The sequence below is a fragment of the Albidovulum salinarum genome, from assembly GCF_025673475.1.
GTDB classification, from domain to species: Bacteria; Pseudomonadota; Alphaproteobacteria; order Rhodobacterales; family Rhodobacteraceae; genus Albidovulum; species Albidovulum salinarum.
Genome location: NZ_JAOVQO010000010.1, coordinates 65,740 through 90,996, shown reverse-complemented (window position 1 = coordinate 90,996; position 25,257 = coordinate 65,740). Strand labels below are relative to the sequence as shown.

General features: G+C 66.1%; 29 protein-coding genes. 22 read left to right on the top strand and 7 right to left on the bottom strand.

Annotation, left to right across the window (positions count from 1 at the left end):
* Window positions 1-94 precede the first annotated feature (94 nt).
* From OEZ60_RS11955 to cysE, 18 genes are all read left to right on the top strand, one after another.
* Window positions 95-1,267 carry a phage portal protein gene (locus tag OEZ60_RS11955; protein ID WP_263336402.1) on the top strand — a complete coding sequence of 391 codons (1,173 nt, stop codon included), beginning with the start codon at window positions 95-97 and terminating at the stop codon, window positions 1,265-1,267.
* Window positions 1,264-1,494, top strand: coding sequence for a GTA head formation protein, RCAP_rcc01685 family (locus tag OEZ60_RS11950; RefSeq protein WP_411709801.1), 231 nt, complete (start codon window positions 1,264-1,266; stop codon window positions 1,492-1,494). Before OEZ60_RS11955 ends, OEZ60_RS11950 begins: the two co-directional genes overlap by 4 nt.
* Before the next feature lie 10 nt (window positions 1,495-1,504).
* Window positions 1,505-2,062 (top strand): HK97 family phage prohead protease, encoded by a 558-nt coding sequence (locus OEZ60_RS11945; RefSeq protein WP_263336399.1) that lies wholly within the window; start codon window positions 1,505-1,507, stop codon window positions 2,060-2,062.
* A gap of 38 nt (window positions 2,063-2,100) precedes the next feature.
* The gene (locus tag OEZ60_RS11940; protein WP_263336397.1) at window positions 2,101-3,297 is read left to right on the top strand and encodes a phage major capsid protein; all 1,197 of its coding nucleotides are present in this window, start codon (window positions 2,101-2,103) and stop codon (window positions 3,295-3,297) included.
* Between the two features lie 153 nt (window positions 3,298-3,450).
* Window positions 3,451-4,047 (top strand): head-tail connector protein, encoded by a 597-nt coding sequence (locus OEZ60_RS11935; RefSeq protein WP_263336396.1) that lies wholly within the window; start codon window positions 3,451-3,453, stop codon window positions 4,045-4,047.
* A complete protein-coding gene (locus OEZ60_RS11930; RefSeq protein WP_263336394.1) occupies window positions 4,044-4,382 on the top strand; it encodes a head-tail adaptor protein in 339 nt (112 codons plus the stop codon). The genes OEZ60_RS11935 and OEZ60_RS11930 overlap by 4 nt, the downstream gene beginning before the upstream one ends.
* The gene (locus OEZ60_RS11925) at window positions 4,379-4,786 is read left to right on the top strand and encodes a DUF3168 domain-containing protein (protein WP_263336392.1); all 408 of its coding nucleotides are present in this window, start codon (window positions 4,379-4,381) and stop codon (window positions 4,784-4,786) included. Before OEZ60_RS11930 ends, OEZ60_RS11925 begins: the two co-directional genes overlap by 4 nt.
* Window positions 4,787-4,902: 116 nt before the next feature.
* Complete coding sequence (locus OEZ60_RS11920) at window positions 4,903-5,316, top strand: phage major tail protein, TP901-1 family (protein WP_263336389.1); 414 nt, start codon at window positions 4,903-4,905, stop codon at window positions 5,314-5,316.
* On the top strand, window positions 5,316-5,636 hold the full coding sequence (locus tag OEZ60_RS11915; protein WP_263336387.1) for a gene transfer agent family protein: 321 nt from the start codon (window positions 5,316-5,318) through the stop codon (window positions 5,634-5,636). The genes OEZ60_RS11920 and OEZ60_RS11915 overlap by 1 nt, the downstream gene beginning before the upstream one ends.
* Entirely contained in the window at window positions 5,633-5,827 is a 195-nt protein-coding gene (locus tag OEZ60_RS11910) for a rcc01693 family protein (RefSeq protein ID WP_263336386.1), read from the top strand. The genes OEZ60_RS11915 and OEZ60_RS11910 overlap by 4 nt, the downstream gene beginning before the upstream one ends.
* Window position 5,828: 1 nt before the next feature.
* A complete protein-coding gene (locus tag OEZ60_RS11905) occupies window positions 5,829-6,500 on the top strand; it encodes a phage tail tape measure protein (protein ID WP_263336384.1) in 672 nt (223 codons plus the stop codon).
* A 10-nt stretch (window positions 6,501-6,510) separates the two neighbouring features.
* A complete protein-coding gene (locus tag OEZ60_RS11900) occupies window positions 6,511-7,143 on the top strand; it encodes a DUF2460 domain-containing protein (protein ID WP_263336382.1) in 633 nt (210 codons plus the stop codon).
* A complete protein-coding gene (locus tag OEZ60_RS11895) occupies window positions 7,140-8,030 on the top strand; it encodes a DUF2163 domain-containing protein (RefSeq protein ID WP_263336381.1) in 891 nt (296 codons plus the stop codon). The genes OEZ60_RS11900 and OEZ60_RS11895 overlap by 4 nt, the downstream gene beginning before the upstream one ends.
* Window positions 8,027-8,467, top strand: coding sequence for a C40 family peptidase (locus tag OEZ60_RS11890; protein WP_263336379.1), 441 nt, complete (start codon window positions 8,027-8,029; stop codon window positions 8,465-8,467). Before OEZ60_RS11895 ends, OEZ60_RS11890 begins: the two co-directional genes overlap by 4 nt.
* Before the next feature lie 12 nt (window positions 8,468-8,479).
* On the top strand, window positions 8,480-12,394 hold the full coding sequence (locus tag OEZ60_RS11885) for a baseplate multidomain protein megatron (RefSeq protein WP_263336376.1): 3,915 nt from the start codon (window positions 8,480-8,482) through the stop codon (window positions 12,392-12,394).
* Window positions 12,387-13,097, top strand: a complete 711-nt coding sequence (locus OEZ60_RS11880) for a DUF2793 domain-containing protein (protein WP_263336374.1) — start codon at window positions 12,387-12,389, stop codon at window positions 13,095-13,097. Before OEZ60_RS11885 ends, OEZ60_RS11880 begins: the two co-directional genes overlap by 8 nt.
* 3 nt (window positions 13,098-13,100) lie before the next feature.
* Entirely contained in the window at window positions 13,101-13,394 is a 294-nt protein-coding gene (locus OEZ60_RS11875; protein WP_263336372.1) for a DUF7742 family protein, read from the top strand.
* Between the two features lie 81 nt (window positions 13,395-13,475).
* Window positions 13,476-14,285 carry a serine O-acetyltransferase gene (gene cysE, locus OEZ60_RS11870; RefSeq protein ID WP_263336371.1) on the top strand — a complete coding sequence of 270 codons (810 nt, stop codon included), beginning with the start codon at window positions 13,476-13,478 and terminating at the stop codon, window positions 14,283-14,285.
* 50 nt (window positions 14,286-14,335) lie between these two features.
* Here the strand turns inward: cysE and OEZ60_RS11865 are convergent, their stop codons facing one another.
* From OEZ60_RS11865 to OEZ60_RS11840, 6 genes are all read right to left on the bottom strand, one after another.
* On the bottom strand, window positions 14,336-15,631 hold the full coding sequence (locus OEZ60_RS11865) for a pyruvate dehydrogenase complex dihydrolipoamide acetyltransferase (RefSeq protein WP_263336369.1): 1,296 nt from the start codon (window positions 15,629-15,631) through the stop codon (window positions 14,336-14,338).
* 12 nt (window positions 15,632-15,643) lie between these two features.
* The gene (locus OEZ60_RS11860; protein WP_263336366.1) at window positions 15,644-17,005 is read right to left on the bottom strand and encodes a pyruvate dehydrogenase complex E1 component subunit beta; all 1,362 of its coding nucleotides are present in this window, start codon (window positions 17,003-17,005) and stop codon (window positions 15,644-15,646) included.
* 13 nt (window positions 17,006-17,018) lie between these two features.
* Window positions 17,019-18,008 carry a pyruvate dehydrogenase (acetyl-transferring) E1 component subunit alpha gene (pdhA, locus tag OEZ60_RS11855; RefSeq protein ID WP_263336364.1) on the bottom strand — a complete coding sequence of 330 codons (990 nt, stop codon included), beginning with the start codon at window positions 18,006-18,008 and terminating at the stop codon, window positions 17,019-17,021.
* A gap of 390 nt (window positions 18,009-18,398) precedes the next feature.
* Window positions 18,399-18,701, bottom strand: a complete 303-nt coding sequence (locus tag OEZ60_RS11850; protein ID WP_263336362.1) for an FtsB family cell division protein — start codon at window positions 18,699-18,701, stop codon at window positions 18,399-18,401.
* 103 nt (window positions 18,702-18,804) lie between these two features.
* On the bottom strand, window positions 18,805-19,698 hold the full coding sequence (locus tag OEZ60_RS11845; RefSeq protein ID WP_263336360.1) for a fructose bisphosphate aldolase: 894 nt from the start codon (window positions 19,696-19,698) through the stop codon (window positions 18,805-18,807).
* Between the two features lie 97 nt (window positions 19,699-19,795).
* Window positions 19,796-20,590, bottom strand: coding sequence for an SDR family NAD(P)-dependent oxidoreductase (locus OEZ60_RS11840; RefSeq protein ID WP_263336357.1), 795 nt, complete (start codon window positions 20,588-20,590; stop codon window positions 19,796-19,798).
* 166 nt (window positions 20,591-20,756) lie between these two features.
* Here OEZ60_RS11840 and OEZ60_RS11835 point away from each other — a divergent pair, with 166 nt between their 5' ends.
* On the top strand, window positions 20,757-21,599 hold the full coding sequence (locus OEZ60_RS11835) for an isocitrate lyase/PEP mutase family protein (protein ID WP_263336354.1): 843 nt from the start codon (window positions 20,757-20,759) through the stop codon (window positions 21,597-21,599).
* Between the two features lie 36 nt (window positions 21,600-21,635).
* Here OEZ60_RS11835 and OEZ60_RS11830 read toward each other — a convergent pair whose 3' ends face one another.
* Window positions 21,636-22,826, bottom strand: coding sequence for a phosphoglycerate kinase (locus tag OEZ60_RS11830; RefSeq protein WP_263336352.1), 1,191 nt, complete (start codon window positions 22,824-22,826; stop codon window positions 21,636-21,638).
* Window positions 22,827-22,976: 150 nt separating this feature from the next.
* On the opposite strand from OEZ60_RS11830, the gene OEZ60_RS11825 reads away from it, so the two are divergent.
* From OEZ60_RS11825 to OEZ60_RS11815, 3 genes are all read left to right on the top strand, one after another.
* Window positions 22,977-23,483: a peptidylprolyl isomerase gene (locus OEZ60_RS11825; protein ID WP_263336350.1), complete on the top strand. Its 507-nt coding sequence runs from the start codon at window positions 22,977-22,979 to the stop codon at window positions 23,481-23,483.
* A complete protein-coding gene (locus OEZ60_RS11820) occupies window positions 23,476-24,090 on the top strand; it encodes a peptidylprolyl isomerase (protein WP_263336347.1) in 615 nt (204 codons plus the stop codon). The genes OEZ60_RS11825 and OEZ60_RS11820 overlap by 8 nt, the downstream gene beginning before the upstream one ends.
* An 86-nt stretch (window positions 24,091-24,176) precedes the next feature.
* Window positions 24,177-25,163, top strand: coding sequence for a DUF3179 domain-containing protein (locus OEZ60_RS11815; protein ID WP_263336344.1), 987 nt, complete (start codon window positions 24,177-24,179; stop codon window positions 25,161-25,163).
* Window positions 25,164-25,257 lie beyond the last annotated feature (94 nt).

Below are 25,257 nucleotides of genomic sequence, written 5' to 3'. Positions count from 1 at the left end.
CCGCGCTCCCCCCGAGGATATTTGGGCAAGGTGAAATGCGGGTGGTTCCTTCGGGGCGCCGCCGGTCGGCCCGGGCTGAAACAGGAGATTAGCGATGGCATGGAACATCTTCCGGCGCGCCGCGGGGGCGGTCCCGGAGCAGAAGGCCTCGGCCACCGGGCGCGTTGTGGCCTGGGGCTCGTCGGGCCGGGTGGCATGGAGCCCGCGCGATACGGTGAGCCTCACGAAGACCGGGTTTTCCGGCAATCCGGTCGGGTTCCGGGCGGTGAAGCTCATTTCCGAGGCGGCAGCGGCGCTGCCTCTGGTCTGCCAGGACGGGGAGCGGCGCTACGATGTGCATCCCGTGACCGAGCTGATGCGTCGCCCCAATCCGGGGCAGGGGCGGGCAGAGCTGTTCGAGGCCCTTTACGGGCAGCTGCTTCTGAGCGGGAACGGCTATGTCGAGGCGGTCGGGGCCGGGGGGCTGCCGGTGGAGCTGCATGTGCTGCGCTCGGACCGGATGTCGCTGGTGCCGGGAGTGGATGGCTGGCCGGTGGCCTATGACTATACCGTCGGCGGGCGGAAGCACCGGTTCGACATGACCGGTCCCGTCGATCCCATCTGTCATATCAAGTCCTTCCATCCACAGGACGACCACTACGGGCTTTCTCCGCTGCAGGCGGCGGCCGTCGCGGTCGATGTGCACAATTCGGCATCGAGCTGGTCGAAGGCGCTTCTCGACAATGCGGCGCGGCCGTCGGGGGCCATCGTCTACAAGGGCGCGGACGGGCAGGCGCAATTGTCGGGCGAGCAGTATGACCGGCTGATCCACGAGATGGAGATGCATCATCAGGGCGCGCGCAATGCCGGGCGGCCGATGCTGCTGGAGGGGGGGCTCGACTGGAAGCCGATGGGGTTCTCGCCCTCGGACATGGAGTTCCAGAAGACCAAGGAGGCGGCGGCGCGGGAGATCGCGGTCGCCTTCGGGGTGCCGCCGATGCTTTTGGGGATTCCCGGGGATGCCACCTATGCCAATTACCAGGAGGCGAACCGGGCCTTCTACCGGCTGACCGTGCTGCCCCTGGCCACGCGAGTTACTGCGGCGGTGTCCTACTGGCTGTCCACCCATCTCGGCGAGCAGGTAGAGTTGCGCCCCGATCTCGACCAGGTGCCGGCACTCGCGGCCGAGCGGGACCAGCAATGGAAACGGGTGGGCGAGGCCACGTTCCTGACCGACGCCGAGAAGCGGTCGATCCTCGGGCTGCCGCGGCTTGCGGATGAGGAATGAGTATGACGGGGCCGGGGTCACGCTATCTCAAGGAGCCGTACGAGCATCGTTTCGAGGCGACCGAGAGGATCATGGCGCTGCAGTTCGAGACGGTCGAGAAGCGGCTGGAGCGGATCGAGGCGATGATCGGGGGGGTGGAGAGGCGGCTCTGGATGACGGTCTTCGGGGTCGTGGGCGTGTTTCTGGCGCAGGCGGCGCAGTCGCTGATCGAGTTCGGGCCGAAATAGGAAATCTTGAATGACAACAGGTATTTACGGGCTGGAGATGAAGTTTTGCCGGCTGGGCGAGGATGTCGCCATCAGGGATGGATGCCGGATCGAGAGCTATGCCTCGTTCTTTGGCATCACTGATCAGGGTGGCGATGTCGTGATGCCGGGGGCCTATGGAAAGTCGCTGGAGCGGCTCAAGGCGCAGGGACGCGCGGTGAAGATGCTCTGGCAGCACGATCCCGCCCAGCCGATCGGGGTCTGGGACGAGATCACCGAGGACGGGCGGGGGCTCAAGGTCAAGGGCCGGATTCTGACCGAAGTCGAGAAGGGGCGCGAGGCGGCGGCCCTGGTCGCGGCGGGCGCCATCGACGGGCTCTCGATCGGCTACCGAACGGTGACGGCGGAGAAGGATGCGAAGGGGCAGCGGCTTCTTCGAGAGGTGGAGCTTTGGGAGGTGTCGGTGGTGACCTTCCCGATGCTTCCCGAGGCGCGGGTCGGCGCCAAGAGCGATGCGCTTGGTGACGCCGACCTGCGGGAACTGGCGGCTTTGCTCGACGAGGCGCGCCGGGCACTGGCGGGGCGTTAGGTCCCGTCCGACGCAACCCCTGACGTGAGGTGATGGGTATGAAGACGACCGAGACGAGGGCTCGGGCCGGGGAAGGCGTGTCCGACGCTCCGGCCGGGGAGATGAAGTCTGCGCTTCAGGGTTTCCTGAGCGAGTTCAAGGGCTTTCAGGACGACATGAAATCGAAGTTGCAACAACAGGAAGAGCGACTGACCATGCTGGATCGCAAATCTCACATGCCGGGCCGTCCGGTCCTTTCGACTGCCATCGACCATGAGGCGCCGCACAAGAAGGCCTTTGCCGCCTATCTGCGGTCGGGCGACGACGACGGGCTGCGGGGGCTGGTGCTCGAGGGCAAGGCGCTCAACACCCAGGTCAATGCCGAGGGCGGGTTCCTCGTCGATCCGCAGACCTCGGACCGTATCCGGGGCGTGTTGAAATCGACCTCGTCGCTCCGCTCGATCGCCAATGTGGTGAGTGTCGAGGCGACCTCTTTCGACGTGCTGGTCGATCACACCGATCTCGGCTCGGGCTGGGCGACGGAGACGGGCTCGCCCGCCGAGACCGGCACGCCGCAGATCGACCGCATCTCGATCCCGCTGCACGAGTTGTCGGCGATGCCGAAGGCGTCGCAGCGGCTGCTCGACGACAGCGCCTTCGATGTCGAAGGCTGGCTGGCCGAGCGCATCGCCGACCGGTTCTCGCGTGCCGAGGCGCAGGCCTTCGTGAACGGGAATGGCGTCGACAAGCCGAGGGGCTTCCTAGCGCATGGGGCTGTCGCCAATGGCGTCTGGGCTTGGGGCTCGCTCGGCTATGTGCCGACGGGGGCGGCGGGTGACTTCGCCTCGACCAACGCGTCGGATGCGATCATCGACCTCGTCTACGCGCTGAACGCCGAATACCGGGCGAACGCGAGCTTCGTGATGAACTCGAAGACCGCCGGCGCGGTTCGCAAGATGAAGGATGCCGACGGCCGGTTCCTGTGGTCGGACGGCCTTGCCGCCGGCGAGCCCGCGCGGCTGATGGGCTATCCGGTGCTGGTGGCCGAGGACATGCCGGATATCGGTAACGACGCATATGCCATCGCCTTCGGCGACTTCCACAACGGCTACACGATCGCAGAGCGCCCCGACATGCGGGTTCTGCGCGATCCGTTCTCGGCCAAGCCGCATGTGCTCTTCTATGCCTCGAAGCGTGTGGGTGGCGACGTGAGCGACTTCGCCGCGATCAAGCTTCTGAAATTCGCCGTCTCGTAAGGGAGGCGGATCGGGCGGGGCCTTCGGGTCCCGGCCGTTCGGGCGCGGGCCGATTGAGCCATCCGTGTTGTCTAGCTGCTCCCTCCGTCCGAGCAATGCGGGGCTGGCCCGCGTCCGTTCCTGAGGGACGGGCGCGACTATCGGAGATATCCCATGATGCTGAGCGAAGTGACACCGGTGCCGCAGGCGGCGCTGCCGGTGGCGGAATTCAAGGACCATCTGAGGCTTGGCACCGGGTTCGCCGATGACGGGGCGCAGGATGCGCTGGTGGCGGGCTACCTGCGGGCGGCGCTGGCGGCGATCGAGGGGCGCATCGGCAAGGCGCTGATCGCGCGGGACCATGTGCTGGAGCTCAACCAATGGCGCTGGCCGGAGTGTCAGGCCTTCCCGGTGGCGCCGGTGAGCGCGATCGTGTTGGTCACCGTGAAGGATCGCGGCGGCGAAGCGGAGGTGATCGACCCCGCGCGCTACCGGCTGGAGCGGGACGCGCAACGGCCGAAGATCGTGGCGGCAGGGGCGCTGTTGCCGGGGATCCCAGTGGGGGGCTCGGTCGAGGTCCTCTTTACGGCGGGCTTCGGGCCGTCCTGGTCGGATGTGCCGGACGACCTCGCGCAGGCGGTGTTCCTGCTGGCTGCGCAGTTTCACGAGAACCGGCACGAAGCGGGCGAGCGCCTCGGCATGCCGTTTGGGGTGATGGCCCTGATCGAGCGCTGGCGGACGGTGCGTGTTCTCGGCGGGGGCGCGGCATGAGCGCCCCGCGGTTGAACCGGAAGCTGGTCCTGGAAGAGGCGCAGCGGGTTCCGGACGGTGCCGGCGGCTGGTCGTTGAACTGGGTCGTTCTGGGCGCGCTCTGGGCGGCGGTCGATGCCGGGGCGGGCGGCGAGCGGGCCGGGGAGTTCCTCACCGTGTCGAGCGTGTCCTACCGGATCACCGTGCGCGGGGCGCCGCAGGGGGCACCGTCGCGACCGAAGCCGGAGCAGCGATTCCGGGACGGCGCGCGCACCTTCCGCATTAGTGCCGTCACGGAAGCCGATCCTGTCGGGAAGTATCTGACCTGCTTCGCGCAGGAGGAGGTTGTGGCATGAGCTACGGAGCGGCCGCCGCGTTGCAGGCGGTGATCTACCAGACGTTGACCGCGGATCCGGCGCTGGACGCGCTGGTATCGGGGGCGATCTACGATGCCGTGCCGCCGGGTACGGTGACGGGAACCTATGTCTCGATCGGACCAGAGGATGTGCGCGACGCGTCCGACCAGGTGGGGCGGGGCGCGTTTCACGAGTTCACCGTCTCGATCGTGACCGATCAGGCGGGGTTCCAGAATGCCAAGGCGGTGGCGGCGGCGGTGTCTGATGCGCTGACCGATGCTACGCCGGTGCTGGCGCGGGGGCGACTCGTGGGTCTTTGGTTTCTTTCGGCTCGGGCGCGAAGGGTCGAAAAAGCGGACGTGCGGCGGATTGACCTGATGTTCCGGGCGCGGGTCGAGGACTGAGCCGGTCGTTTCGGATCACGACCGGGACAGCGGCGCACGGCTTTGCGGGTTTCACACAATTCCGGGTCTCGGTTCTTCCCTGACGACCCGAATCTTACACAAATCGGAGAACGGACATGGCGGCCCAGAACGGCAAGGATCTTCTGATCAAGCTCGACCTGACGGGCGACGGGCAATTCCTCACGATCGCGGGGCTCAGGGCGACGCGGATCAGTTTCAATGCCGAGACGGTCGACGTGACCAGCCTCGAAAGCCAGGGCGGCTGGCGCGAGCTTCTGGGCGGCGCCGGCGTGCGGTCCGCGAGCGTGTCGGGGTCTGGCGTCTTCGTGGACTCGGCCACGGATGATCGTGCGCGGCAGATCTTCTTCTCGGGCAGCATCGAGAGTTTTCAGGTGATCATCCCGGATTTCGGCGTCGTCGAGGGGCCGTTCCAGATCACGTCGATCGAATACGCGGGCAGCTATAACGGCGAGGCAACCTACGAGCTGTCGCTCGCCTCTGCTGGCGCCCTCAACTTCACGGCGATCTGATGGCAAATCCCTGGACGGGGGAGGTCGCGATCCGGCTCGACGGCGAGGCTCGTGTCGCCAAGCTGACGCTCGGCGCACTGGCGGAGCTCGAAGCCGGGTTGCAGACCGGGACGCTCATAGAGCTCGTGGAGCGGTTTGAGGCGGGGCGGTTTTCGACGCGCGACGTCCTGATGCTGGTCGTCGCGGGCCTTCGGGGTGGCGGCTGGACCGGCACGGCGGCTGACCTTTTGAAGGTGGAGATCGGCGGCGGGCCGGTCGAGGCCGCACGGGTGGCGGCCGAATTGCTCGCCCGTGCGTTCACGGTGCCGGAGGGGCTATGAGCGGTCTCGACTGGCCGGGGTTGATGCGGGCGGGGCTGTCGGGGTTGGGGCTGGCGCCGGACGTGTTCTGGAAGCTGACGCCGGCGGAACTGGTCCTGATGTTGGGCGATCCCGGGGCCGTCGCGCCACTGAATCGGGCGCGGCTGGACGAACTGGCGCGGGCCTGGCCGGACAAGAATAAGGAAGGCTGAGATGGCGGTGACGGACGGATTGGACGGGATCGACGGTATGGCCGCGAAGGCGACCGCGCTTGAGGCAAGCCTCGGCGGGGCGCAGACGATGGCTGCGGCTTTCGACGCGGAACTCGGGCGGATGCGCGAGAGCATGGTCTTCACCGGGCGCGAGGTCGGCACCCTATCGACCAGTATCGGCGGCGGGCTCAGGCGGGCTTTCGACGGGCTGATCTTCGACGGGATGAAGCTATCGGACGCGCTGGGCAAGGTCGCACGAACGATGGCCAGCAGTATCTACAGCATCGCGATGAAGCCTGTTCAAGAGGCGGTCGGTGGCGCCATCGCAGGGAGCATGAACGGCATTCTGAGCGGGCTCTTACCGTTCGAGAAGGGTGGGAGTTTCGCGCAAGGCAGGGTGATGCCTTTCGCCAAGGGGGGCGTCGTCTCTTCGCCGACGATGTTTCCGATGAGAAACGGGCGCGGCCTGATGGGCGAGGCGGGGCCGGAGGCGATCATGCCGCTAACGCGTGGCGCCGATGGGCGGCTCGGTGTGCAGGCCTCGGGCGGCAGTCGGCCGGTCAACATCGTGATGAACGTGACGACGCCGGACGTGCAGGGCTTTGCCCGCAGTCAGAGCCAGATCGCGGCGCAGATGGCGCGAGCATTGTCGCGCGGCGAGCGCAATCGCTGAGGAGGGGCGGATGGCATTCCATGAAGTGAGATTCCCGGCGAATCTGAGCTTTGGCTCGGTCGGAGGCCCCGAACGGCGCACCGAGGTGGTGTCGTTGAGCAACGGGTTCGAGGAGCGCAACACGCCCTGGTCACAGTCGCGTCGGCGATACGATGCCGGGGTCGGCTTGCGCAGTCTCGACGATATCGGCGCGCTCATCGACTTCTTCGAGGCGCGGCAGGGTCAGCTGCACGGGTTCCGCTGGAAGGACTGGGCCGACTACAAGTCTTGCCCGGCTTCGGCGACGGTCGGCATGGCCGACCAGTTCATCGACGTCGGGGACGGCAGTCGGACCGAGTACCAGTTGGTCAAGGCCTATGCGTCGGGTGCTGCGAACCAGGTGCGCGTGATCCGGAAGCCGGTGGCGGGAACGGTGCGGGTCGGGCTCCAGGGTGACGAACTGGCGGAGGGCGTGCATTTTTCGGTCGACACGGCGACCGGGATCGTCGCCTTCGCAAGCCCGCCATCGATCAACGAGAGGATCACTGCGGGGTTCGAGTTCGACGTGCCAGTCAGGTTCGACACCGACCGCATTCAGGTCTCGGTCGCGTCGTTCCAGGCGGGTGACGTTCCGACTGTGCCGGTCGTGGAGGTGCGGTTGTGAGGGGGTATCCTGACGATCTTAGGGAGCATCTGAGGTCTGGCGCCACGACACTGTGCCGGGCCTTCGCGGTCACGCGGCGGGATGGGCTGGTTCTGGGATTCACCGATCACGATCGCGACCTGCATTTCGACGGAGTTGATTTTCGCGCGGATTCGGGCCTGACGGCGAAGGCGATCCAGCAAGCGACCGGCTTGTCGGTCGACAATACTGAAGCCTTCGGGGCTCTGCGGTCGGATGCCATAATCGAACAGGACATCCTGGCCGGCCGCTACGACGGCGCGGAGGTACGGGGATGGTTGGTGAACTGGGTGGACGTTTCGGTCCGTGCGTTGCAATTCCGCGGAACTCTGGGAGAGATCGTCCGTTCGGGAGGCGCGTTCACGGCAGAGCTACGCGGCTTGGCAGAGGAACTGAACCAGCCGCAGGGGTTCGTCTATCATGCCCGGTGCTCGGCGATCCTCGGCGACAAGCGGTGCAAGTTCGACCTTGGCAGGGCTGGCTATTCCAGCCAGCGACCCGTCGAGGAGGCGGAGGATGCGCGCGTCTTCCGTTTCGCGAGTTTCGCGGGCTTCGAGGACCGCTGGTTCGAAAAGGGGCGCTTCAAGGTACTGGACGGTCGCGCTAAAGGGCTGGTCGGCATCGTCAAGAACGACAGGCTGAAAGCCAATGGTGCACGCGAGGTTGAACTCTGGCAGTCGCTCGGCATGGCGCCCGAACCTGGCAACACCGTGCTGATCGAGGCTGGGTGCGACCGGCAGGCCGACAGTTGTCGACTCAAGTTCGAAAATCTGAATAATTTCAGAGGCTTTCCTGACATTCCGGGCGAGGACTGGCTTATGTCCTACCCGGTCAAGGTAAGCGTCAACGATGGCGGGAGCCGGAGATGACGGTCGAGACGGGCATGCGGGCAGTCGAGATCGCGCGCGAGTGGGTAGGTACACCCTATCGGCACCAGGCCTCGGTCCGTGGCGCCGGGGCCGATTGTCTCGGACTTTTGCGCGGGGTCTGGCGCGAACTCTTCGGCTCGGAGCCAGAGCCGGTGCCAGCCTATACATGGGACTGGTCGGAGCCCGAAGGGGCCGAACGTCTCTGGACGGCCGCGCGAAGGCACCTGCGCGAATGCGACATGGCGAGCGCTCCGGCGCCAGGCGAGGTCGTGCTTTTCAGGATGCGTGACGGGTCTGTCGCAAAGCATCTCGGGATTATTGCCGAGGTCGGCGACGCGGCGACATTCATTCACGCTTACACCGGGCACGGCGTGTTCGAGAGCCCGCTTTCGGCACCCTGGCTTCGCCGCGTCGTGGCGAGGTTCGAATTTCCCTGAAGGAGGATCGGAATGGCGACCATATTGCTTTCGGCCGCCGGGGCCGCGATCGGTTCGGGATTTGGCGGGTCGGTACTGGGGCTATCCGGCGCCGTCATCGGGCGCGCGGTCGGTGCGGTGGTTGGCAACTTCATAGACCAGCGCCTGCTGGGAACGGGATCGCAGGCGGTCGAAACCGGCCGGGTCGACCGTTTCCGTCTTACCGGTGCAAGCGAGGGCGCTCCGATCGGTCAGCTCTGGGGCCGGATGCGGGTGTCGGGCCAAGTGATCTGGGCGTCGCGCTTTCACGAGCGCGCGGCAGCGTCGGGCGGCGGAGGCGGCAAAGGCACTCCTCGGCCCGCAGCGCCGGAGGTTACGGAGTACTCGTACACGGTGAGCCTTGCCGTGGCGCTCTGTGAAGGAAAGATCACGCGCGTGGGCCGGGTCTGGGCCGACGGTGTCGAGATCTCCCGAGATGACGTGAACATGCGGGTCTATGCCGGTGGCGAGAACCAGCTGCCCGATCCGAAGATAGAAGCGATCGAGGGTGCCGGGCGGGTTCCGGCGTACCGAGGGACGGCCTATGTGGTCTTCGAGGAACTCGAGCTGGGGCAGTTCGGCAATCGAGTGCCGCAGTTCAGCTTCGAAGTCCTGCGTCCGGCACAGGGGCCCGGAATCGACAAGGTGACGGATCTTACGCGGGGTATCAGCGGCGTTGCGATGATCCCTGGCACCGGCGAGTATGCGCTGGCGACAACCCCTGTCCACTACGCGACCGGGGTCGGGAAGAACGTCTCGGCCAACATCCACACACCCACAGGCAAGACGGACATGGCAGTGTCCCTCGACATGCTGCGCGAAGAGCTGCCGGGCTGCGGTTCGGTTTCGCTGGTCGTGTCTTGGTTCGGGAGCGATCTGCGCTGCGGCCAGTGTCGCGTGAAGCCGAAGGTCGAGGACAATCGTTTTGACGGGGTCGGAATGCCGTGGCGCGCGGCTGGCATCTCGCGGTCGAGCGCCGAGGAGGTGATCCGAGGCAATGATCGGCCGGTCTATGGCGGCACTCCGGCCGATGTTTCGGTCGTGGAGGCCGTCGCGGCGCTGCGGGAGCAGGGCAAGGCGGTTGTCTTCTACCCGTTCATCTTGATGGAGCAGATGGCCGGAAACAGCCTGCCGGATCCCTGGAGCGGAGCGTCGGGTCAGCCCGTACTTCCCTGGCGCGGGCGGATTACGCTGTCGATCGCTCCGGGGCGGGCCGGGAGCCCGGACCGGACTGCGGCTGCCGCCGCCGAGGTTTCGGAGTTCTTCGGAACGACGCAGATCGAAGATTTTTCGGTGGCCGGTACGACCGTCACCTACACCGGCCCGGAAGAGTGGTCCTACCGGCGTTTCATCCTACACTACGCGCATCTTTGCGCGGCGGCAGGTGGAGTGACGGCGTTTTGTATCGGGTCGGAGATGCGCGGCCTCACGCAGATCCGCGGCGCGGGGGACAGCTTTCCGGCGGTCACCGCCCTCAGGGCGCTTGCTGCCGACGTCCGCTCGATCCTCGGGCCATCCGTGATGATCGGATATGCCGCAGACTGGTCCGAATACTTCGGTTATCAGGACGGAACCGGCGATCTCTTCTACCACCTCGATCCCCTGTGGGCTGATGCGAACATCGATTTCGTCGGGATCGACAATTACATGCCGTTGGCTGACTGGCGCGACGGCCATGATCACGCCGATGCGCATTGGGGGTCGATCTACAACCTCGACTACCTGAAGGCCAACATCGCCGGGGGGGAGGGCTACGATTGGTACTATGCCAGTAAGGCCCATCGCGACGCGCAGATCCGCACGCCGATTACCGACGGCGCCTATGGTGATCACTGGATATGGCGCTACAAGGATATTCGCAGGTGGTGGGAGAACCCGCATCACAACCGGATCGGGGGGGCAAAATCACTCACGCCGAGCCCGTGGGTGCCGCAGTCGAAACCGATCTGGTTTACCGAATTTGGCTGCGCGGCCATTGAGAAGGGCGCCAACGAGCCCAACAAGTTCCTCGATCCGAAGTCCTCGGAATCGGTCCTGCCTGCCTATTCGAACGGGCGCCGCGACGACTTGATGCAGATGCAATACCTGCGCGCGATGATCGACTATTGGAACGATCCGGCGAACAACCCGATTTCCGAGGAATATCTGGAGCCTATGATCGACATGAGGCGGGCTCACGCGTGGGCTTGGGATGCGCGTCCGTTTCCGCAGTTTCCGGCGCTTGAGAACATCTGGTCTGACGGGGACAATTATGCGCGCGGTCACTGGATCACGGGACGCGTCTCGGCCCAGCCGCTCTCCAGCGTCGTCGGGGAGATCTGCGCGCGATCCGGGCTTGCGTCCGTCGACGTCTCCGGGCTCTACGGTCTGGTCCGAGGCTACCAAGTGGCGGATGTTGGAAGCGGCCGGGCGGCGCTGCAACCTTTGATGCTCAGCTATGGGTTCGACGCGCTTGAACGGGGCGGAGTTCTCACGTTCCGCATGCGCGATGGCTTGGCGGACGCAGTGATCGGCGCCGACCAGCTGGCCGTCGGCGGCGACACCAACGGGTGGGTCGAGACATCTCGCGCCACAGAGGTCGAAATCGCGGGCCGGGTTCGGCTGAACTATGTCGAGGCAGACGGCGACTACGAGGCACGAGCCGTCGAGGCGATCTTTCCTGACGAGGAGGCGCGCACGACGACGCAGTCGGACGTCGCGCTTGCTCTGACGCGGTCGGAGGGGCAGGGGATCGTCGAGCGCTGGATGAGCGAGGCTCGGGTCGCGCGTGATGGCGCGCGGCTCGCGCTTCCACCATCTCTCGGCCATCTCGGCGCGGGTGACGTCATCTCGCTGGACGGTGGCGGGCTGTACCGGATCGACAGGGTCGAACAGGCGGGGAAAATTGAGGTCGAGGCCGTCCGGGTGGAGCCGGCCGTCTATCAGCCGTCAGACGAAGCGGAGGAACGCGTGACGCCGCGCGCCTTTGCCGCGCCCGTGCCTGTCTTTGCTCTGTTCATGGACCTGCCACTGATGAGCGGTCAGGAAGCGCCGCATCGGCCCCATGTCGCGGTCACAGCCTCGCCCTGGCCGGAGGCGGCGCTCTACGCGTCAGACAGCGATTCTGGGTACCAGCTCAATCTTCTCATCAAGGCTGCGTCGGTGATCGGTCAGACCGAAAACGTCCTGTATCGGGCACAGCCCGGGCAGTGGGACCGGGGGGTGCCGTTGAGGGTGAAGGTGAGCGGCGGAACGCTCAACTCCGTCAGTCCGAGCCAGATTCTCAATGGGGCGAACGTGATGGCGATCGGAGACGGAGCCTCAGCGAACTGGGAGCTCTTCCAGTTCGCGGAGGCCGCGCTGATCGCAAAGGACACCTACGACCTGTCGATGCGTCTTCGTGGGCAGGCGGGTAGCGATGCGATAGCGCCCGACGCGTGGCCGCCGGGAAGCTATGTCGTTCTGATGAACGGGGTTCCGCAGCAGATCAAGCTCTCCGTGGCGGAGCGTGATCTGGCCCGGCACTACCGGATCGGCCCAGCGAAGCGCGGCTATGGCGATCCGTCCTATGCCCACCGGGTTGAAGCTTTCACCGGAATCGGGCTTCGCCCGCTGTCCCCTGTTCATCTTAGAGCACAACGGAACTCTCTGGGCGATTTGGACATCGGCTGGATCCGTAGGACGCGTATCGACGGGGACAGCTGGTCTGGTTTCGATGTGCCGTTGGGCGAGGCGCTGGAGATCTACGAGCTTCGCATCGTGCAGGGTGCAGCCACCCGGCGCACCGTGACACTTGCCCAGCCCGGCTGGACCTACCCGGCCGGTCTACAAGCCCTCGACGGGGTCAACGCTCCGTTCGAAATCCATGTCGCCCAGTTGTCCGACCAGTTCGGAGCGGGCCCCTTCACGAGGATCAGCGTCGATGTTTAACACGAACCAGCTTGGTTTGCCGCTTCTTCAGCCCGCACAGGCTCAGAAGCACGTGACGATGAATGAGGCGCTTACCCGGCTCGACGGCCTCGTCTCGTTGACCCTGGTCTCGCGCAGCGTAACGATCCCGCCCGCGATCGTTGTCGATGGCGCGTGCTACGGTGTGCCTGTCGGTGCAGTGAACGAGTGGTCGGGTCAGGACGGAAATGTGGCGATTGGTACGAACGGTGGGTGGGAGTTCGCCGAACCTCGACGGGGCTGGCGGACGGTGATCCTTGACGAGGGTGCGCAGGCGCTACATGACGGCTCTGGGTGGCGCGCCGGGATGATGACGCTGTCGCCCTCAAATGCCGGCTTGAGCTTCGCCGTGGCGGAGACAGACCACGTGATTACGGCCGGTTCGGTCTCGACGACGTCGGCGATAATCCCGCCCAATTCCGTGGTAGTCGGTGCGACGGCGCGGGTGATTGCAGCGGTCACGGGATCTCTCACGAGTTGGTCTCTCGGCAATCCCGGAGCAGCCGGGCGCTACGGGTCGGGGCTGAGCCTCAGTGTGGGTTCTTGGGCGCGGGGGGGTCTGGGGCAGCCAACAGCGTTCTACGCGCCCGAGGTAATGCAACTCGATGCGGCGGGAGGCACGTTCTCCGGCGGAAAGGTCCGCATCGCGGTCCACTACATGGAAATCGCCGTTCCGAACTTGTGACCCGTGCGCACTTTGACCCATGGCGACGTGGCCGCGGCCGCGCGTGCGGTATTGCACTTACCCAGAGAAGAATGGCCCGGGGCGGTATGGCGATTCCTCGAGTGCGCCCATGCGGCGGATCTGTTCCGCAAGCGCCATGGACGCAACCATCCGCTCTGGGGAAACGGCAGCCTCTCGGCCGCGACGCCGCCCAATGCGCGACTCGCACCTGAACCGTTCCTTTCCGAACTTCGGTATCTGGAAGCGATGGCGTCCGTGTTCGATGTGCTACTCGACTGGCGTCGTCGCGAAGTGTGATCCACGCCTGGCGCTGCCTCTTCCAGTTTCACGCACCGATCCTATCTGCTATATGTTGACTGGAAATCGGAGGAAGCTGTCATGGCCGAAACAAAACCGAAAGTTGCGCAGGTTGATCCGGTCTGGTCGCATATCTGCGAGGAGGCGCGAGCGGCAGTCCGCGACGAACCGCTCCTCGGCGGATTCATTCATTCAGGTCTTCTGCACCACGCCACCCTGGAGCGGGCGCTCGCGTACAGGTTCTCGCTCAAGCTCGCCTCGGGCGAGATGAGCGAGCAGATACTGCGCGAGATTGCCGACGAAGCTTATGCTGACGATCCGGAAATCGGCCAATCGGCGCGGGCCGATATTGTCGCGGTCTATGACCGTGACCCGGCATGCCATCGCTTCATGCAACCGATGCTTTTTTTCAAGGGTTTTCAGGCCGTCCAAGCCTACCGGATAGGTCATTGGCTCTGGACGAACGGTCGGCGCGATGTTGCGTATTTCGTCCAGATGCGCGTGAGCGAGGTCTTTGGCGTCGATATTCACCCGAATGCCCTTATCGGTAAGGGGATCATGATCGATCACGCTCACTCGATCGTCATTGGTGAGACGGCGGTTGTAGGCGACAATGTGTCGATGCTGCATTCGGTCACACTTGGCGGAACCGGAAAGGAGGACGGCGACCGGCATCCGAAGATCGGCAATGGCGTCCTGATAGGTGCGGGCGCCAAGATCCTTGGCAATATCCTTATCGGCGACTGCTCGCGCATTGCGGCCGGATCGGTGGTTCTACACGAAGTCCCGAGAAACACCACGGTTGCCGGTGTCCCCGCAAAGGTGATCGGCGAGGCCGGCTGCGCCCAGCCTGCTCTGACGATGGATCAGGTCATCGACGACGGCGTCTGAAGGCATCCGGACGACGGCAAAGGCCGGGGCGCAGGGCCCCGGCCTCTTTTTCAAGCAAGCATCGCCATCGGATTTTCGAGGTTCTCGATAATAGCCTTGAGAAGTTCAGCGCCGAGTGCGCCGTCGATTACCCGGTGATCGACCGAAAGCGTCATCGACATCACAGTGGCCACGCCAATTTCGCCGTCGGCTTTCACAACCGGCTTCTTGACGCCGGCCCCCACGGCAAGGATTGCGCCGTGCGGTGGATTAATGACCGCGTCGAAGTTGTCGATACCGAACATGCCGAGGTTGGAGATCGCGAAGCTGCCGCCCTGGTATTCATGCGGTGCGAGCTTGCGAGAGCGGGCTCTGCCGGCGAGGTCTTTCATCTCGGACGACAGCGCGGAAAGCGACTTTTGGTGCGCATCCTTTAGCACCGGAGTGAACAGCCCGCCGTCGATCGCGACGGCGACAGCAACGTCCGAAGGCTTGAGTTTCAGGATCCGGTCACCGGCCCAAACCGCGTTGGCATCGGGCACCGCCTGCAACGCGTTGGCGCACGCCTTGATGATGAAGTCGTTGACGGAAAGCTTGACGCCCCTGCTTTCGAGCTGCGCGTTGAGCTGACCGCGAAACTTCATCAGCGCATCGAGTTGCACGTCGCGGCGAAGATAGAAGTGCGGGATCGTCTGCTTGGCTTCGGTAAGCCGGGCAGCGATGGTCTTCCGCATCCCGTCGAGCGGCATCTCCTCGTAATCGCGGCCCTCGTACAGCTTCGCAACGCTCGCCGCCGACGGCCCTGCGGGCATTGCCGCCGGTGCGGATGCGGCTGTCGCTGGGGTTTGCACCGCTGCGGTCGGCGTCTTGGTGGCCGGCGAGGACGAAGCGGCCTCGACATCAGCCTTCACAACGCGCCCGTGCGGGCCAGAGCCGGTCAGCGCCGAGAGGTCGATGCCCTTCTCTTTTGCCAGACGCCGCGCGAGCGGCGAAGCAAGGACGCGTGCGCCGCCCGACACCGCGACGGCCAGGGTCGCCGCAGGTGGCGTCGCAGGCGCTGCCGCAGCCGCAGCCGGCGCAGTCGCTGGCGCCGATTTGGCGGCGGGAGCCGCATCGGCGCTCTCGCCTTCCTCGACCAGGACCGCAATGGGCGTGTTAACCTTCACGCCCGACGTACCTTCCGCGATTAAGAGCCTGCCGACGATGCCTTCGTCGACCGCTTCGAACTCCATCGTGGCCTTGTCGGTCTCGATCTCGGCCAGGATATCGCCGGACGACACGGTGTCGCCCTCCTTCACGAGCCATTTGGCGAGCGTGCCCTCCTCCATCGTCGGAGACAGCGCCGGCATCAGGATTTCGGTTGCCATGTGTTTGCCTCCTTACCGATAGGTGACTTGCTTCACCGCCGCCACAACCTCATCCGAGGTCACTAGCGCCAGCTTTTCGAGGTTGGCCGCATACGGCATCGGCACGTCCTTGCCGGTGCAGTTGATGACGGGCGCGTCGAGGTAGTCGAAGGCCTCTTGCATCAGGACCGCCGAGATGTGGTTGCCGATCGAACAGACCGGCCAGCCTTCCTCGACCGTCACGCACCGGTTGGTCTTCATTACCGATTTGATCACGGTTGCCGTGTCGATGGGCCGGAGCGTTCTGAGGTCGATGACTTCGGCGCTGATCCCCTCCGCCGCGAGCTTGTCGGCGGCTTCGAGCGTGTGGCTCATGCCAATCCCGAACGACACAAGCGTCACGTCCGTCCCCTCGCGCCAGACCTTCGCCTTGCCGAAGGGAATCGTGAAGTCTTCGAGATCAGGCACTTCGAACGAGCGGCCATAAAGGATCTCGTTCTCGAGGAAGATCACGGGGTTCGCATCCCGGATTGCGGTCTTGAGCAGACCCTTGGCGTCAGCCGCCGAGTAGGGTTGCACGACCTTGAGACCCGGAATTTGCGCATACCATGCCGCGTAATCCTGACTGTGCTGCGCGGCCACGCGGGCGGCGGCACCGTTCGGACCGCGGAAGACGATCGGGCAACCCATCTGGCCGCCCGACATGTAGAGGGTCTTCGCCGCCGAGTTGATGATGTGGTCGATCGCCTGCATGGCGAAGTTGAAGGTCATGAACTCGACGATCGGACGAAGCCCGCCGAAGGCAGAACCCACGGCGATGCCGGCGAAGCCATGCTCGGTGATCGGCGTGTCGATCACGCGCTTTGATCCGAACCGGTCGAGCAGGCCCTGGCTGATCTTATACGCGCCCTGATACTCGCCGACCTCCTCGCCCATGAGATAGACGTCGGCATCGCGCGTCATCTCTTCTTCCATCGCCTCGCGCAATGCCTCGCGCACCGTCATCGTCTTCATCGCCGTGCCTTCCGGCCAGTCGGGAGACGCGTCGACCACGGGCGCCGCGGGAGCAGCGGTTGCAACGGCCGGCGCCGGGGCAGGGGCTTCGGCGGCCGGCGCAGCGGCTGCGGCGGAAGGCGCGGCATCGGCGCTCTCGCCTTCCTCGACGAGAACCGCGATCGGCGTGTTGACCTTCACGCCCTCGGTCCCCTCGGCAACAAGGATCCTGCCGACGATACCCTCGTCGACGGCCTCGAACTCCATCGTCGCCTTGTCGGTCTCGATCTCGGCGAGGATCTGACCGGACGACACCGTGTCGCCCTCCTTCACCAGCCACTTGGCGAGTTTGCCTTCCTCCATCGTCGGGGAAAGCGCCGGCATCAGAATTTCGGTAGCCATATGCGTGTCCCCCTTACGCGTAGATATCGGTCCAGAGCTCCTCGAGCGCGGGCTCGGGGCTCACCTTGGAGAATTCGGCCGCCTCGTTGACGATCGCCTTGATCTCCTTGTCGATGGCCTTCAGATCGTCTTCGCTCGCATGCTTGCCCTGCAGCAGAAGCTCGCGCACGTTCTCGATCGCGTCACGCTCCTCGCGCATCTTCTGCACCTCCTCGCGGGTCCGGTACTTGGCCGGATCCGACATTGAGTGGCCGCGGTAGCGGTAGGTCATGACTTCGAGGATGTACGGGCCCTTGCCGGCGCGGCAATGCGCCACCGCCTTTTCGCCCGCGGCCTTCACGGCCAGCACATCCATCCCGTCAACGGTCTCGCCCGAGATGCCGAAGGCGAGGCCGCGCGTATGCAGGTCCGGCGTCGACGTGGAGCGCTTCTGCGACGTGCCCATCGCATACTGGTTGTTCTCGATCACGAAGATCACCGGCAGTTGCCACAGCGCGGCCATGTTGAAGGTCTCGTAGACCTGGCCCTGGTTCGCCGCGCCGTCGCCGAAGTAGGTGAAGGTGACGCGGCCGTTTTCCTTGTACTTGTCCGCGAAGGCGAGACCGGCGCCGAGCGGCACCTGGGCGCCGACGATGCCGTGGCCACCGTAGAAATGCTTCTCCTTGGAGAACATGTGCATCGAGCCGCCCTTGCCCTTGGACAGCCCGCCCTCGCGGCCCGTGAGTTCGGCCATCACGCCCTTGGGGTCCATGCCGCAGGCCAGCATGTGGCCGTGGTCGCGATAGGAGGTTATCCGCTTGTCACCTTCCTCGGCAGCCGCCTCGAGCCCGACGACCACTGCCTCCTGGCCGATGTAAAGGTGGCAGAAACCACCGATCAAACCCATGCCGTAGAGCTGGCCGGCCTTCTCTTCGAATCGCCGGATCAGAAGCATCTCGCGGTAATACTTCAGCAGATCTTCCTTGGATGTGTTTGATGTTGCGGCGCTTTTTCTTGCGGCCATGCCGAGAACCTCCCAATGGCGAGAAAGTAGTTCAACGTTAAACTACCCTATAGCGCAGTTTGCGAAGAATCGCGAGCAATATTTGTGCGCGCCATTCATTGCCGGATCTGGCCAGGAGCAAGGCCCGCGCCGCGACTCCGAGGCAGAACGCCTGTGCTGTCACTCGCTGAAAGATATCCTGAATCTCGTGCGGCACAACATGGTCAACGGCGATCCCGCCGCCACCGCAGGCAAGCGTTTCCCGACTTCGTATTCGGGCAGGTGCCTGACGGGATGGACGCGCGGATTCTGCCGATGTCTGCGGCACGGCCAAAGCCTCCGGCCGACCCTTCGCCGTATGATCGCAAGCATGTCTTCGGAACTGACGCGTGGAGCGGCCGCGCCGAAGCGTCAGTGGATGACGATCTCGTCGGCGCGGATCAGGCCGAGCACGTCGCGGGCGCGCTCGTCCAGCAGGTCGAGGTCGAGGTAGTCGTCCGAGAGGCGGCGGGTCAGGTTCTCCATCCGCGCCACCTCGATCTTCAGCCGGTCGCGCTCGGCCGTCAGCGCCGCCTTCTCGGCCGTCGCCTGGACCCGGCGGAACACCCCGTAGTCACCCTGGACGGCGGCGAAGGTGAAATAGAAGCCAAGTCCCGATGCGAGGGCGAAGTAGACGACGACGCCAAGGGCGGGACGGCTCCGCGATACACTCATGATCTGCCTCTTCGCGCCGCCTTCGTCGGGCGGCTGCGAGAATCATGGCACAAGTGATTCGCGAAGGGAATCCCCCACATCGCGTTTCGCCAGACCGGCGTTGTCAGCCGGCCACCGAGGCGTCGCGGATCGACTGGATCGTGGCGTCGAGCGTGCGGTTGAACTCGGCGTCGTCCTGCTTGGCCGAGAGCCCCTCGGTCAGCGCGCGCGAGAAGCTGGCGATCATGCCGGCGTTCTGCGCCAGGAGCGCGTTCGCCTCGTCGCGAGAATAGCCGCCCGACAGCGCGACGACGCGCATCACCCGCGGATGGTCGATCAGCGGCTTGTAGAGATTGGCCTTGGTCGGCAGCGTCAGCTTCAGCATCACGTCCGCGCCTTCGGGCAGCGCGTCGAGCTGCTTTTTCAGCTCCGCGAGCAGGATGTCCTCCGCTTCGGCCTTGTCGGCGATCGAGATCGTCACTTCCGGCTCGATGATCGGCACCAGCCCCTTGGCCAGCACCTGGCGGCCGAGGTCGAACTGCTGCGCCACGACCGCCGCGATACCCGAGGCCGAGGCCGCGCCGATCACCGAACGCTCCTTGGTGCCGAAGATCCCCGCCTTGACTGCCCGGTCGAGAAGCGCGTCGAGCCCGCCGATCGGCTTCATCAGCTGCACGCCGTCGGCTTTGTCCTCGAGCCCCTTGTCGATCTTGAGGAACGGTACCACGCCACGCTCTTCCCACAGGAACTGGGCGGCGGGCTTGCCGCCGATCTCGCCGTCCATGGTCTTTTCGAACAGGATCGCGCCGATCACCCGCTCGCCGGTGAAGGCGGGGGCCGTCGCGATGCGGGCGCGCATCTGGTGGATCAGCGCGAACATCTCGTCGTCGTTCGACCAGGCGCCTTCTTCGACGCCGTAGAGCTTCAGCGCCTTCGGTGTCGAGCCGCCGCTCTGGTCGAGCGCGGCGATGAAGCCCTTGCCGGAACGCATCTGTTCTGCCTGATTTTGCCGTGCCATGTCCGTCTCCGCGCGAAAGCTTGAAATGCAATGGGCGCGCCGCGCGCCCTTCCATCGCTTCTAGGCGACAGTCGGGTCGCATGCAAATGTGGTGGCGCTAACGCGCGCGAATGCCGCCGGACCGCAGGAACAGCCCCGCGATCCGCGTCGTCAGTGCCCGCGGCGAGAGCCGCGGCGCCGCCGCGAAGAACCGGTTGAACGATCCGGTGACGCAGATCCGACGGCCGCGCTGCATCGCCCGCCAGCCGGCCCGGGCGACCGCGCCGGCCTCTGCCACCGGCAGGACCCGCAGCAGAAGCGCGTTTTCCATCTGCGCGACGCTCTGGAACCCGGTCGCCGTCGCGCCGGGGCAAAGCGCCGTGACAGTGACGTTGCCGCCCCGCAGTTCCTCGGCCACCGCCTCGCTCAGCGACAGGACATAGGCCTTGGTCGCGTGGTAGACGGCCATGTTCGGCCCCGGCATGAACCCCGCCGTGGAGCCGACGTTCAGGATCCGCCCGCCGCCTTGCGACCGCATATGGCCGACCGCGTGCTTCATCAGGATCGTGAGCGCCATGACGTTGACCGCGATCGAGGCCAGTTCGCGGGCCAGGTCGGTGTCGGCGAAGGCGCCGTTCAGCCCGAACCCGGCATCGTTGACCAGCACCTCGATCTGGCGCCGGTGCGCGGCACGGCGCCACAGTGCGTCGACCGCGGCGGGATCGGACAGGTCGGCCGGCATCACCTCGACCGCGATCCGGTAGCGGGCGCGCAGCTCTTGCGCCAGCGACTCCAGCCTCTCGGCGCGGCGCGCGACGAGGATCAGGTCGCGCCCCTCGGCCGCCGCGATCCGCGCGAACTCGCGGCCGAGACCGTCCGACGCCCCGGTGATCAGCGTCCATTTCGCCGCCATGTTTATGCTTTCCTGATCCCGCCAGATTTCTGTCCCCTTTTATCCCGCCGCCCGAGGCAAAACTGTGGCGGTTCGGGGCGAACGTCGCGTCATCGTGCGGGTTTGCCGGCGCGCCGTATGCGCCTACGCTGCCTCGAGACGCTTCTCACTGCGACTGGAGAACAGAATGCAGGATCAGACCACGAGATTCGAGCGGTTCCGGGCACTCCACGCCCGCGAGGGGGCGTTCGTCGTCGGCAATGCCTGGGACGCGGGCTCGGCGCGTATCCTCACAGATATCGGCTTCGAGGCCCTGGCGACGACCAGCGCGGGCTATGCCTTCTCCACCGGGCGGCGCGATTCTTTCGCGGCGCTGACGCGCGAGGAGATCCTGCTCAATGCCGCCGCAATCGCCCGCGCGACCAACCTGCCGGTGACCGCCGATCTCGAGGACGGCTTTGGCGCGGCACCCGAGACCTGCGCGCATACGGTCACGATGGCCTGTGACCTCGACCTCGCGGGCGGTTCCATCGAGGACGCGACCGGAGATCCCGGCGATCCGATCCATCCGTTCTCCCTCGCCGTCGAACGGATCCGCGCGGCGGCCGAAGCGGTGCGCGGGCGGCCATTCCTGCTGACCGCGCGGGCCGAGAACTATCTCTGGGGACGGCCCGACCTTGACGATACGATCCGCCGCCTTCAGGCCTTCGCCGAGGCCGGGGCGGATGTGCTTTTCGCGCCCGGCCTGCCCGATCTCGATGCGATCCGCACCGTTTGCCGCTCGGTCGACCGGCCGGTCAATGTCGTGGCCGGGCTCTCGGGGCCGGCCTGCACGGTGGCCGACCTCGCCGCCGCCGGCGTGCGCCGCATCAGCGTCGGCGGCTCCTTCGCCCGCGCAGCACTCGGCGCCTTGGCCCGGGCCGGACGGGAGGTGCTGCACGACGGCACGTTCGGCTATGCCGCCGAGGCGATCCCCGACGCGGAGGTGGCGCGTCTGATGTCGCAGGAGCGCGGCGGCCGCCGGGTATGACGCGCCGCCGCGCGGGGCAGGGCGGCGCTGCCGGCCTCAGTTCTCGAGCGCCGCGACGCCCGGCAGGACCTTGCCTTCCATCCATTCGAGGAAGGCGCCGCCCGCGGTCGAGATGTAGCTGAAATCCTCGGCCACCCCGGCCTTGTTCAGGGCCGCGACCGTGTCGCCGCCGCCGGCGACCGAGACCAGCCGGCCGCCGCGGGTGAGTTCCGCCGCTTTCTGCGCCGCCATCGTCGTCGCCGCGTCGAAGGGCGGGGTCTCGAACGCGCCGAGGGGGCCGTTCCAGATCAGCGTGCGGCAGCGGGCGAAGACCTCGGCGATCAGGTCCACCGTATCCGGCCCGGCATCGAGGATCATCTCGTCGGCCGCACACTCGCCGGCCGCGACGGTACGGTTTTCCGCCCCGACCTTGAACTCCTTGGCCACCACCACGTCGGTCGGCAGGTGGATGGCGCAGCCCGTGGCCTCGGCCTTGGCGAGGATCTCCCGCGCGGTCTCGGCCATGTCGCGCTCCGCGAGCGATTTGCCGACCTCGATCCCCTTCGCGACGAGGAAGGTATTGGCCATGCCGCCGCCGATGACGAGATGGTCGACCTTCTCGACGAGATTGCCGAGCAGATCGAGCTTGGTCGAGACCTTGGCGCCGCCGACGATCGCCACGACCGGCCGCTCCGGATTGCCGAGTGCCGCGTTCAGCGCCTTGAGCTCGGCCTCCATGAGCCGCCCGGCGCAGGACGGCATCCGGTGCGCGATGCCCTCGGTCGAGGCATGGGCGCGGTGCGCGGCCGAAAAGGCGTCGTTGACATAGACCAGTCCGAGTGCCGCGAGCGAGGCGGCCATCGTCGGGTCGTTCTTCTCCTCGCCGGCATGGAAGCGGGTGTTTTCGAGCAGCAGGACGTCGCCCGGCTCCATTGCCGCCACCGCCTTCTTGGCCGGCGCCCCGATGCAGTTATCCGCGAAGCCGACCGTCTGGCCGAGCGCCGCCTCGAGCGCGGGCAGCGTGACCCTGAGGCTCATCTCGGGCACGACCTGGCCCTCAGGCCGCCCGAAATGCGCCAAGAGCACGACCTTGCCGCCCTTCTCCTGGATGTCCTTCACCGTCGGCACGATCTTCTCGATCCGCGTGGCGTCGGTGACGCGCCCGGCCTCGACCGGCACGTTGATGTCGACGCGGACCAGAGCGACCTTGCCCTTGAAGTCCATGTCGTCGATGGTTTTCCAGCTCATCAAGAGAATCCTTTCGGGCCGTGCGTTTTTTCAAGACTTACGCGCCAAATCGCCCGAAGCATAGGCGAAGGTCAACCGACCGGAACGCTTTGGCCTTTTCTTGGACCGCGCCGCGCTCTAGGGTCGCCGCCGAAATCGAAGGAGGCGTTCATGCCAGAGATCAAGGATCCCGAAAACACCATCATCATGACGCTGAAGAACGGCGACGTGGTGATCGAGCTTCTGCCCGACGTCGCGCCCAAGCATTCGGCGCGCATGAAGGAACTCGCCCGCGCCGGCAAGTACGACAACGTCGCCTTCCACCGGGTGATCGAGGGCTTCATGGCCCAGACCGGGGATGTCCAGCACGCGAACATGGAACAGAACTACAACCCCGGCCGCTGCGGCACCGGCGGCTCCGACCTGCCGGACCTGCCGGCCGAGTTCTCCAAGCTGCCGCACGATCGCGGCACGCTCGGCGCGGCGCGGTCGCAGAACCCGAACTCGGCCAATTCGCAGTTCTTCATCAACTTCAAGGACAACCACTTCCTCAACGGCCAGTACACCGTCTACGGCCGGGTGATCTCGGGGATGGAGCATGTCGACAAGATCGCCCGCGGCGAACCGCCCGCGTCGCCCGACCGGATGATCGCGGTGAAGGTCGCGGCCGATGTCTGACGCCCGCGTCATCATCGGCGGGATCGCCGCCGCCGCCGTGGCTGTCGGCGCCGCGTTCTTCCTCTATGTCAAGTCCACCGGCAGCGCCTCGGCGGCCGAGGACGGACCGGGCCCGAACCTCGTGATCGAGGTCGCGGGCGAGGCCAACGGCAAGGTCACGGTCGACCTTCTGCCCGACATCGCGCCGAAGCACGTCGCCCAGGTCACCGAACTGGCGCGTCGCGGCGCCTATGACGGCGTCGTGTTCCACAGGGTGATCGAGGGCTTCATGGCCCAGACCGGCGACGTCCAGAACGGCAAGGCCGGCGGCGACCTGGCGCTCGCGGGCACCGGCGCGTCGGACCTGCCGAACATCCCGGCGGAGTTCTCCGAGCATTCCTTCATGCGCGGCGTCGTCGGCATGGCGCGGTCCGCCGATCCCGACAGCGCGAACTCGCAGTTCTTCATCATGTTTGCGCCCGGCGAGTTCCTGAACGGCCAGTACACCGTGATCGGCCATGTCATCGGCGGCATGGAAGTGGTCGACGCGATCAAGAAGGGCAATCCCGACCTGAACGGCGCGGTGAGCGAGCCCGACCGCATGGTCACGGTGACGGTGGAGGAATAACACGACTTTTCACCTTCGGGTGAGACCGGCGCCCCGGTGCTGGAAAAACGCCCCCGCCCGCGCCAGAGTGCCGGGCGGGGGTTTCCATGTCCGCGATCCGCCTTCTGGCCGGGTTGGCCCCGGCCCTCGTCGCAGTCTTCGCGCTCGCCGCCGCCGCGCTCGCCGCGCCGGACCGCTGGCGCGCCGAATGGCCGCGCACCAACTTCTCCCGCGCATCGGTGCCCTTCGCCGAGATCCTCTCCGGCGGCCCGCCGAAGGACGGCATCCCCGCGCTCGACGGCGCAAGGATGATCCCTGTCGGCTCCGAGCGCCGCCTCGACGACCGCGAGCCGGTGATGGTGCTCGAACTCGGCGAGGCCAAGCCGCGCGCCTGGCCGATCCGCTACCTGACCTGGCACGAGATCGTCAACGACGAGGTGGCGGGCGTGCCGGTGGCGGTGACCTTCTGCCCGCTGTGCAACGCCGGGATGATCTTCGACCGCCGCCTCGGCGGGCAGACCCTGAGTTTCGGCGTTTCGGGCAAGCTCCGCCATTCCGACCTCATCATGTACGACCGCCAGACCGAGAGCTGGTGGCAGCAGGCGCTGGGCGAGGCGATCGTCGGCAAGTTGACCGGGCGCAAGCTCACCCAGCTTCCGGGCTGGATGGAAAGCTGGGGCGCGTTCCGCGCCCGCAACCCCGACGGGCTGGTGATGGACGAGCCCGACTGGCCGCGCAGCTACGGCCGCAACCCCTATGCCGGCTACGACAGCCTCGCCCGGCCCTTCCTCTACAATGGCGAGATGCCGCCCCACGGGATCGAGCCGCTGTCCCGCGTGGTGCGCGTCGGCAACCGCGCCTGGCCGCTCGAACGGGTGGCGCGGGCGGGCGAGATCGCCGAGGCCGGGGTGCGGATCAGCTGGAGCCGGGGCCAGGCGTCCGCCCTCGATTCCGGGCGGATCGCCAAGGGCCGCGAGGTCGGCAACATCCGCGTCCGTGACGCGGTCAGCGGCCACGACGTCGTCCATGACGTCATCTTTGCCTTCGTCTTCCACGCTTTCCACCCGGACGGCAGATGGATGCTCGGCAACTGACTCGTTTCTGATTGCGCGCCTGCGGCGCAAGACTTTCCTCTCGTCGTCGGCCTCCGGCGGGAGTATTTTAAGATAGAAAGTGACGCATCGCCGC

Excerpts from the sequence above, each read along its gene's own strand:
- cysE (WP_263336371.1), top strand. The coding sequence starts at position 13,476 with ATGGCCGAAACAAAACCGAAAGTTGCGCAGGTTGATCCGGTCTGGTCG.
- OEZ60_RS11900 (WP_263336382.1), top strand. The coding sequence starts at position 6,511 with ATGGCATTCCATGAAGTGAGATTCCCGGCGAATCTGAGCTTTGGCTCG.
- OEZ60_RS11825 (WP_263336350.1), top strand. The coding sequence starts at position 22,977 with ATGCCAGAGATCAAGGATCCCGAAAACACCATCATCATGACGCTGAAG.
- OEZ60_RS11860 (WP_263336366.1), bottom strand. The coding sequence starts at position 17,005 with ATGGCTACCGAAATTCTGATGCCGGCGCTTTCCCCGACGATGGAGGAA.
- OEZ60_RS11915 (WP_263336387.1), top strand. The coding sequence starts at position 5,316 with ATGGCAAATCCCTGGACGGGGGAGGTCGCGATCCGGCTCGACGGCGAG.
- OEZ60_RS11925 (WP_263336392.1), top strand. The coding sequence starts at position 4,379 with ATGAGCTACGGAGCGGCCGCCGCGTTGCAGGCGGTGATCTACCAGACG.
- OEZ60_RS11865 (WP_263336369.1), bottom strand. The coding sequence starts at position 15,631 with ATGGCAACCGAAATCCTGATGCCGGCGCTGTCTCCGACGATGGAGGAG.
- OEZ60_RS11920 (WP_263336389.1), top strand. The coding sequence starts at position 4,903 with ATGGCGGCCCAGAACGGCAAGGATCTTCTGATCAAGCTCGACCTGACG.
- OEZ60_RS11940 (WP_263336397.1), top strand. The coding sequence starts at position 2,101 with ATGAAGACGACCGAGACGAGGGCTCGGGCCGGGGAAGGCGTGTCCGAC.
- pdhA (WP_263336364.1), bottom strand. The coding sequence starts at position 18,008 with ATGGCCGCAAGAAAAAGCGCCGCAACATCAAACACATCCAAGGAAGAT.
- OEZ60_RS11815 (WP_263336344.1), top strand. The coding sequence starts at position 24,177 with ATGTCCGCGATCCGCCTTCTGGCCGGGTTGGCCCCGGCCCTCGTCGCA.
- OEZ60_RS11840 (WP_263336357.1), bottom strand. The coding sequence starts at position 20,590 with ATGGCGGCGAAATGGACGCTGATCACCGGGGCGTCGGACGGTCTCGGC.
- OEZ60_RS11880 (WP_263336374.1), top strand. The coding sequence starts at position 12,387 with ATGTTTAACACGAACCAGCTTGGTTTGCCGCTTCTTCAGCCCGCACAG.
- OEZ60_RS11910 (WP_263336386.1), top strand. The coding sequence starts at position 5,633 with ATGAGCGGTCTCGACTGGCCGGGGTTGATGCGGGCGGGGCTGTCGGGG.
- OEZ60_RS11905 (WP_263336384.1), top strand. The coding sequence starts at position 5,829 with ATGGCGGTGACGGACGGATTGGACGGGATCGACGGTATGGCCGCGAAG.
- OEZ60_RS11930 (WP_263336394.1), top strand. The coding sequence starts at position 4,044 with ATGAGCGCCCCGCGGTTGAACCGGAAGCTGGTCCTGGAAGAGGCGCAG.
- OEZ60_RS11820 (WP_263336347.1), top strand. The coding sequence starts at position 23,476 with ATGTCTGACGCCCGCGTCATCATCGGCGGGATCGCCGCCGCCGCCGTG.
- OEZ60_RS11885 (WP_263336376.1), top strand. The coding sequence starts at position 8,480 with ATGGCGACCATATTGCTTTCGGCCGCCGGGGCCGCGATCGGTTCGGGA.
- OEZ60_RS11955 (WP_263336402.1), top strand. The coding sequence starts at position 95 with ATGGCATGGAACATCTTCCGGCGCGCCGCGGGGGCGGTCCCGGAGCAG.
- OEZ60_RS11845 (WP_263336360.1), bottom strand. The coding sequence starts at position 19,698 with ATGGCACGGCAAAATCAGGCAGAACAGATGCGTTCCGGCAAGGGCTTC.
- OEZ60_RS11950 (WP_411709801.1), top strand. The coding sequence starts at position 1,264 with ATGAGTATGACGGGGCCGGGGTCACGCTATCTCAAGGAGCCGTACGAG.
- OEZ60_RS11890 (WP_263336379.1), top strand. The coding sequence starts at position 8,027 with ATGACGGTCGAGACGGGCATGCGGGCAGTCGAGATCGCGCGCGAGTGG.
- OEZ60_RS11850 (WP_263336362.1), bottom strand. The coding sequence starts at position 18,701 with ATGAGTGTATCGCGGAGCCGTCCCGCCCTTGGCGTCGTCGTCTACTTC.
- OEZ60_RS11835 (WP_263336354.1), top strand. The coding sequence starts at position 20,757 with ATGCAGGATCAGACCACGAGATTCGAGCGGTTCCGGGCACTCCACGCC.
- OEZ60_RS11935 (WP_263336396.1), top strand. The coding sequence starts at position 3,451 with ATGATGCTGAGCGAAGTGACACCGGTGCCGCAGGCGGCGCTGCCGGTG.
- OEZ60_RS11945 (WP_263336399.1), top strand. The coding sequence starts at position 1,505 with ATGACAACAGGTATTTACGGGCTGGAGATGAAGTTTTGCCGGCTGGGC.
- OEZ60_RS11830 (WP_263336352.1), bottom strand. The coding sequence starts at position 22,826 with ATGAGCTGGAAAACCATCGACGACATGGACTTCAAGGGCAAGGTCGCT.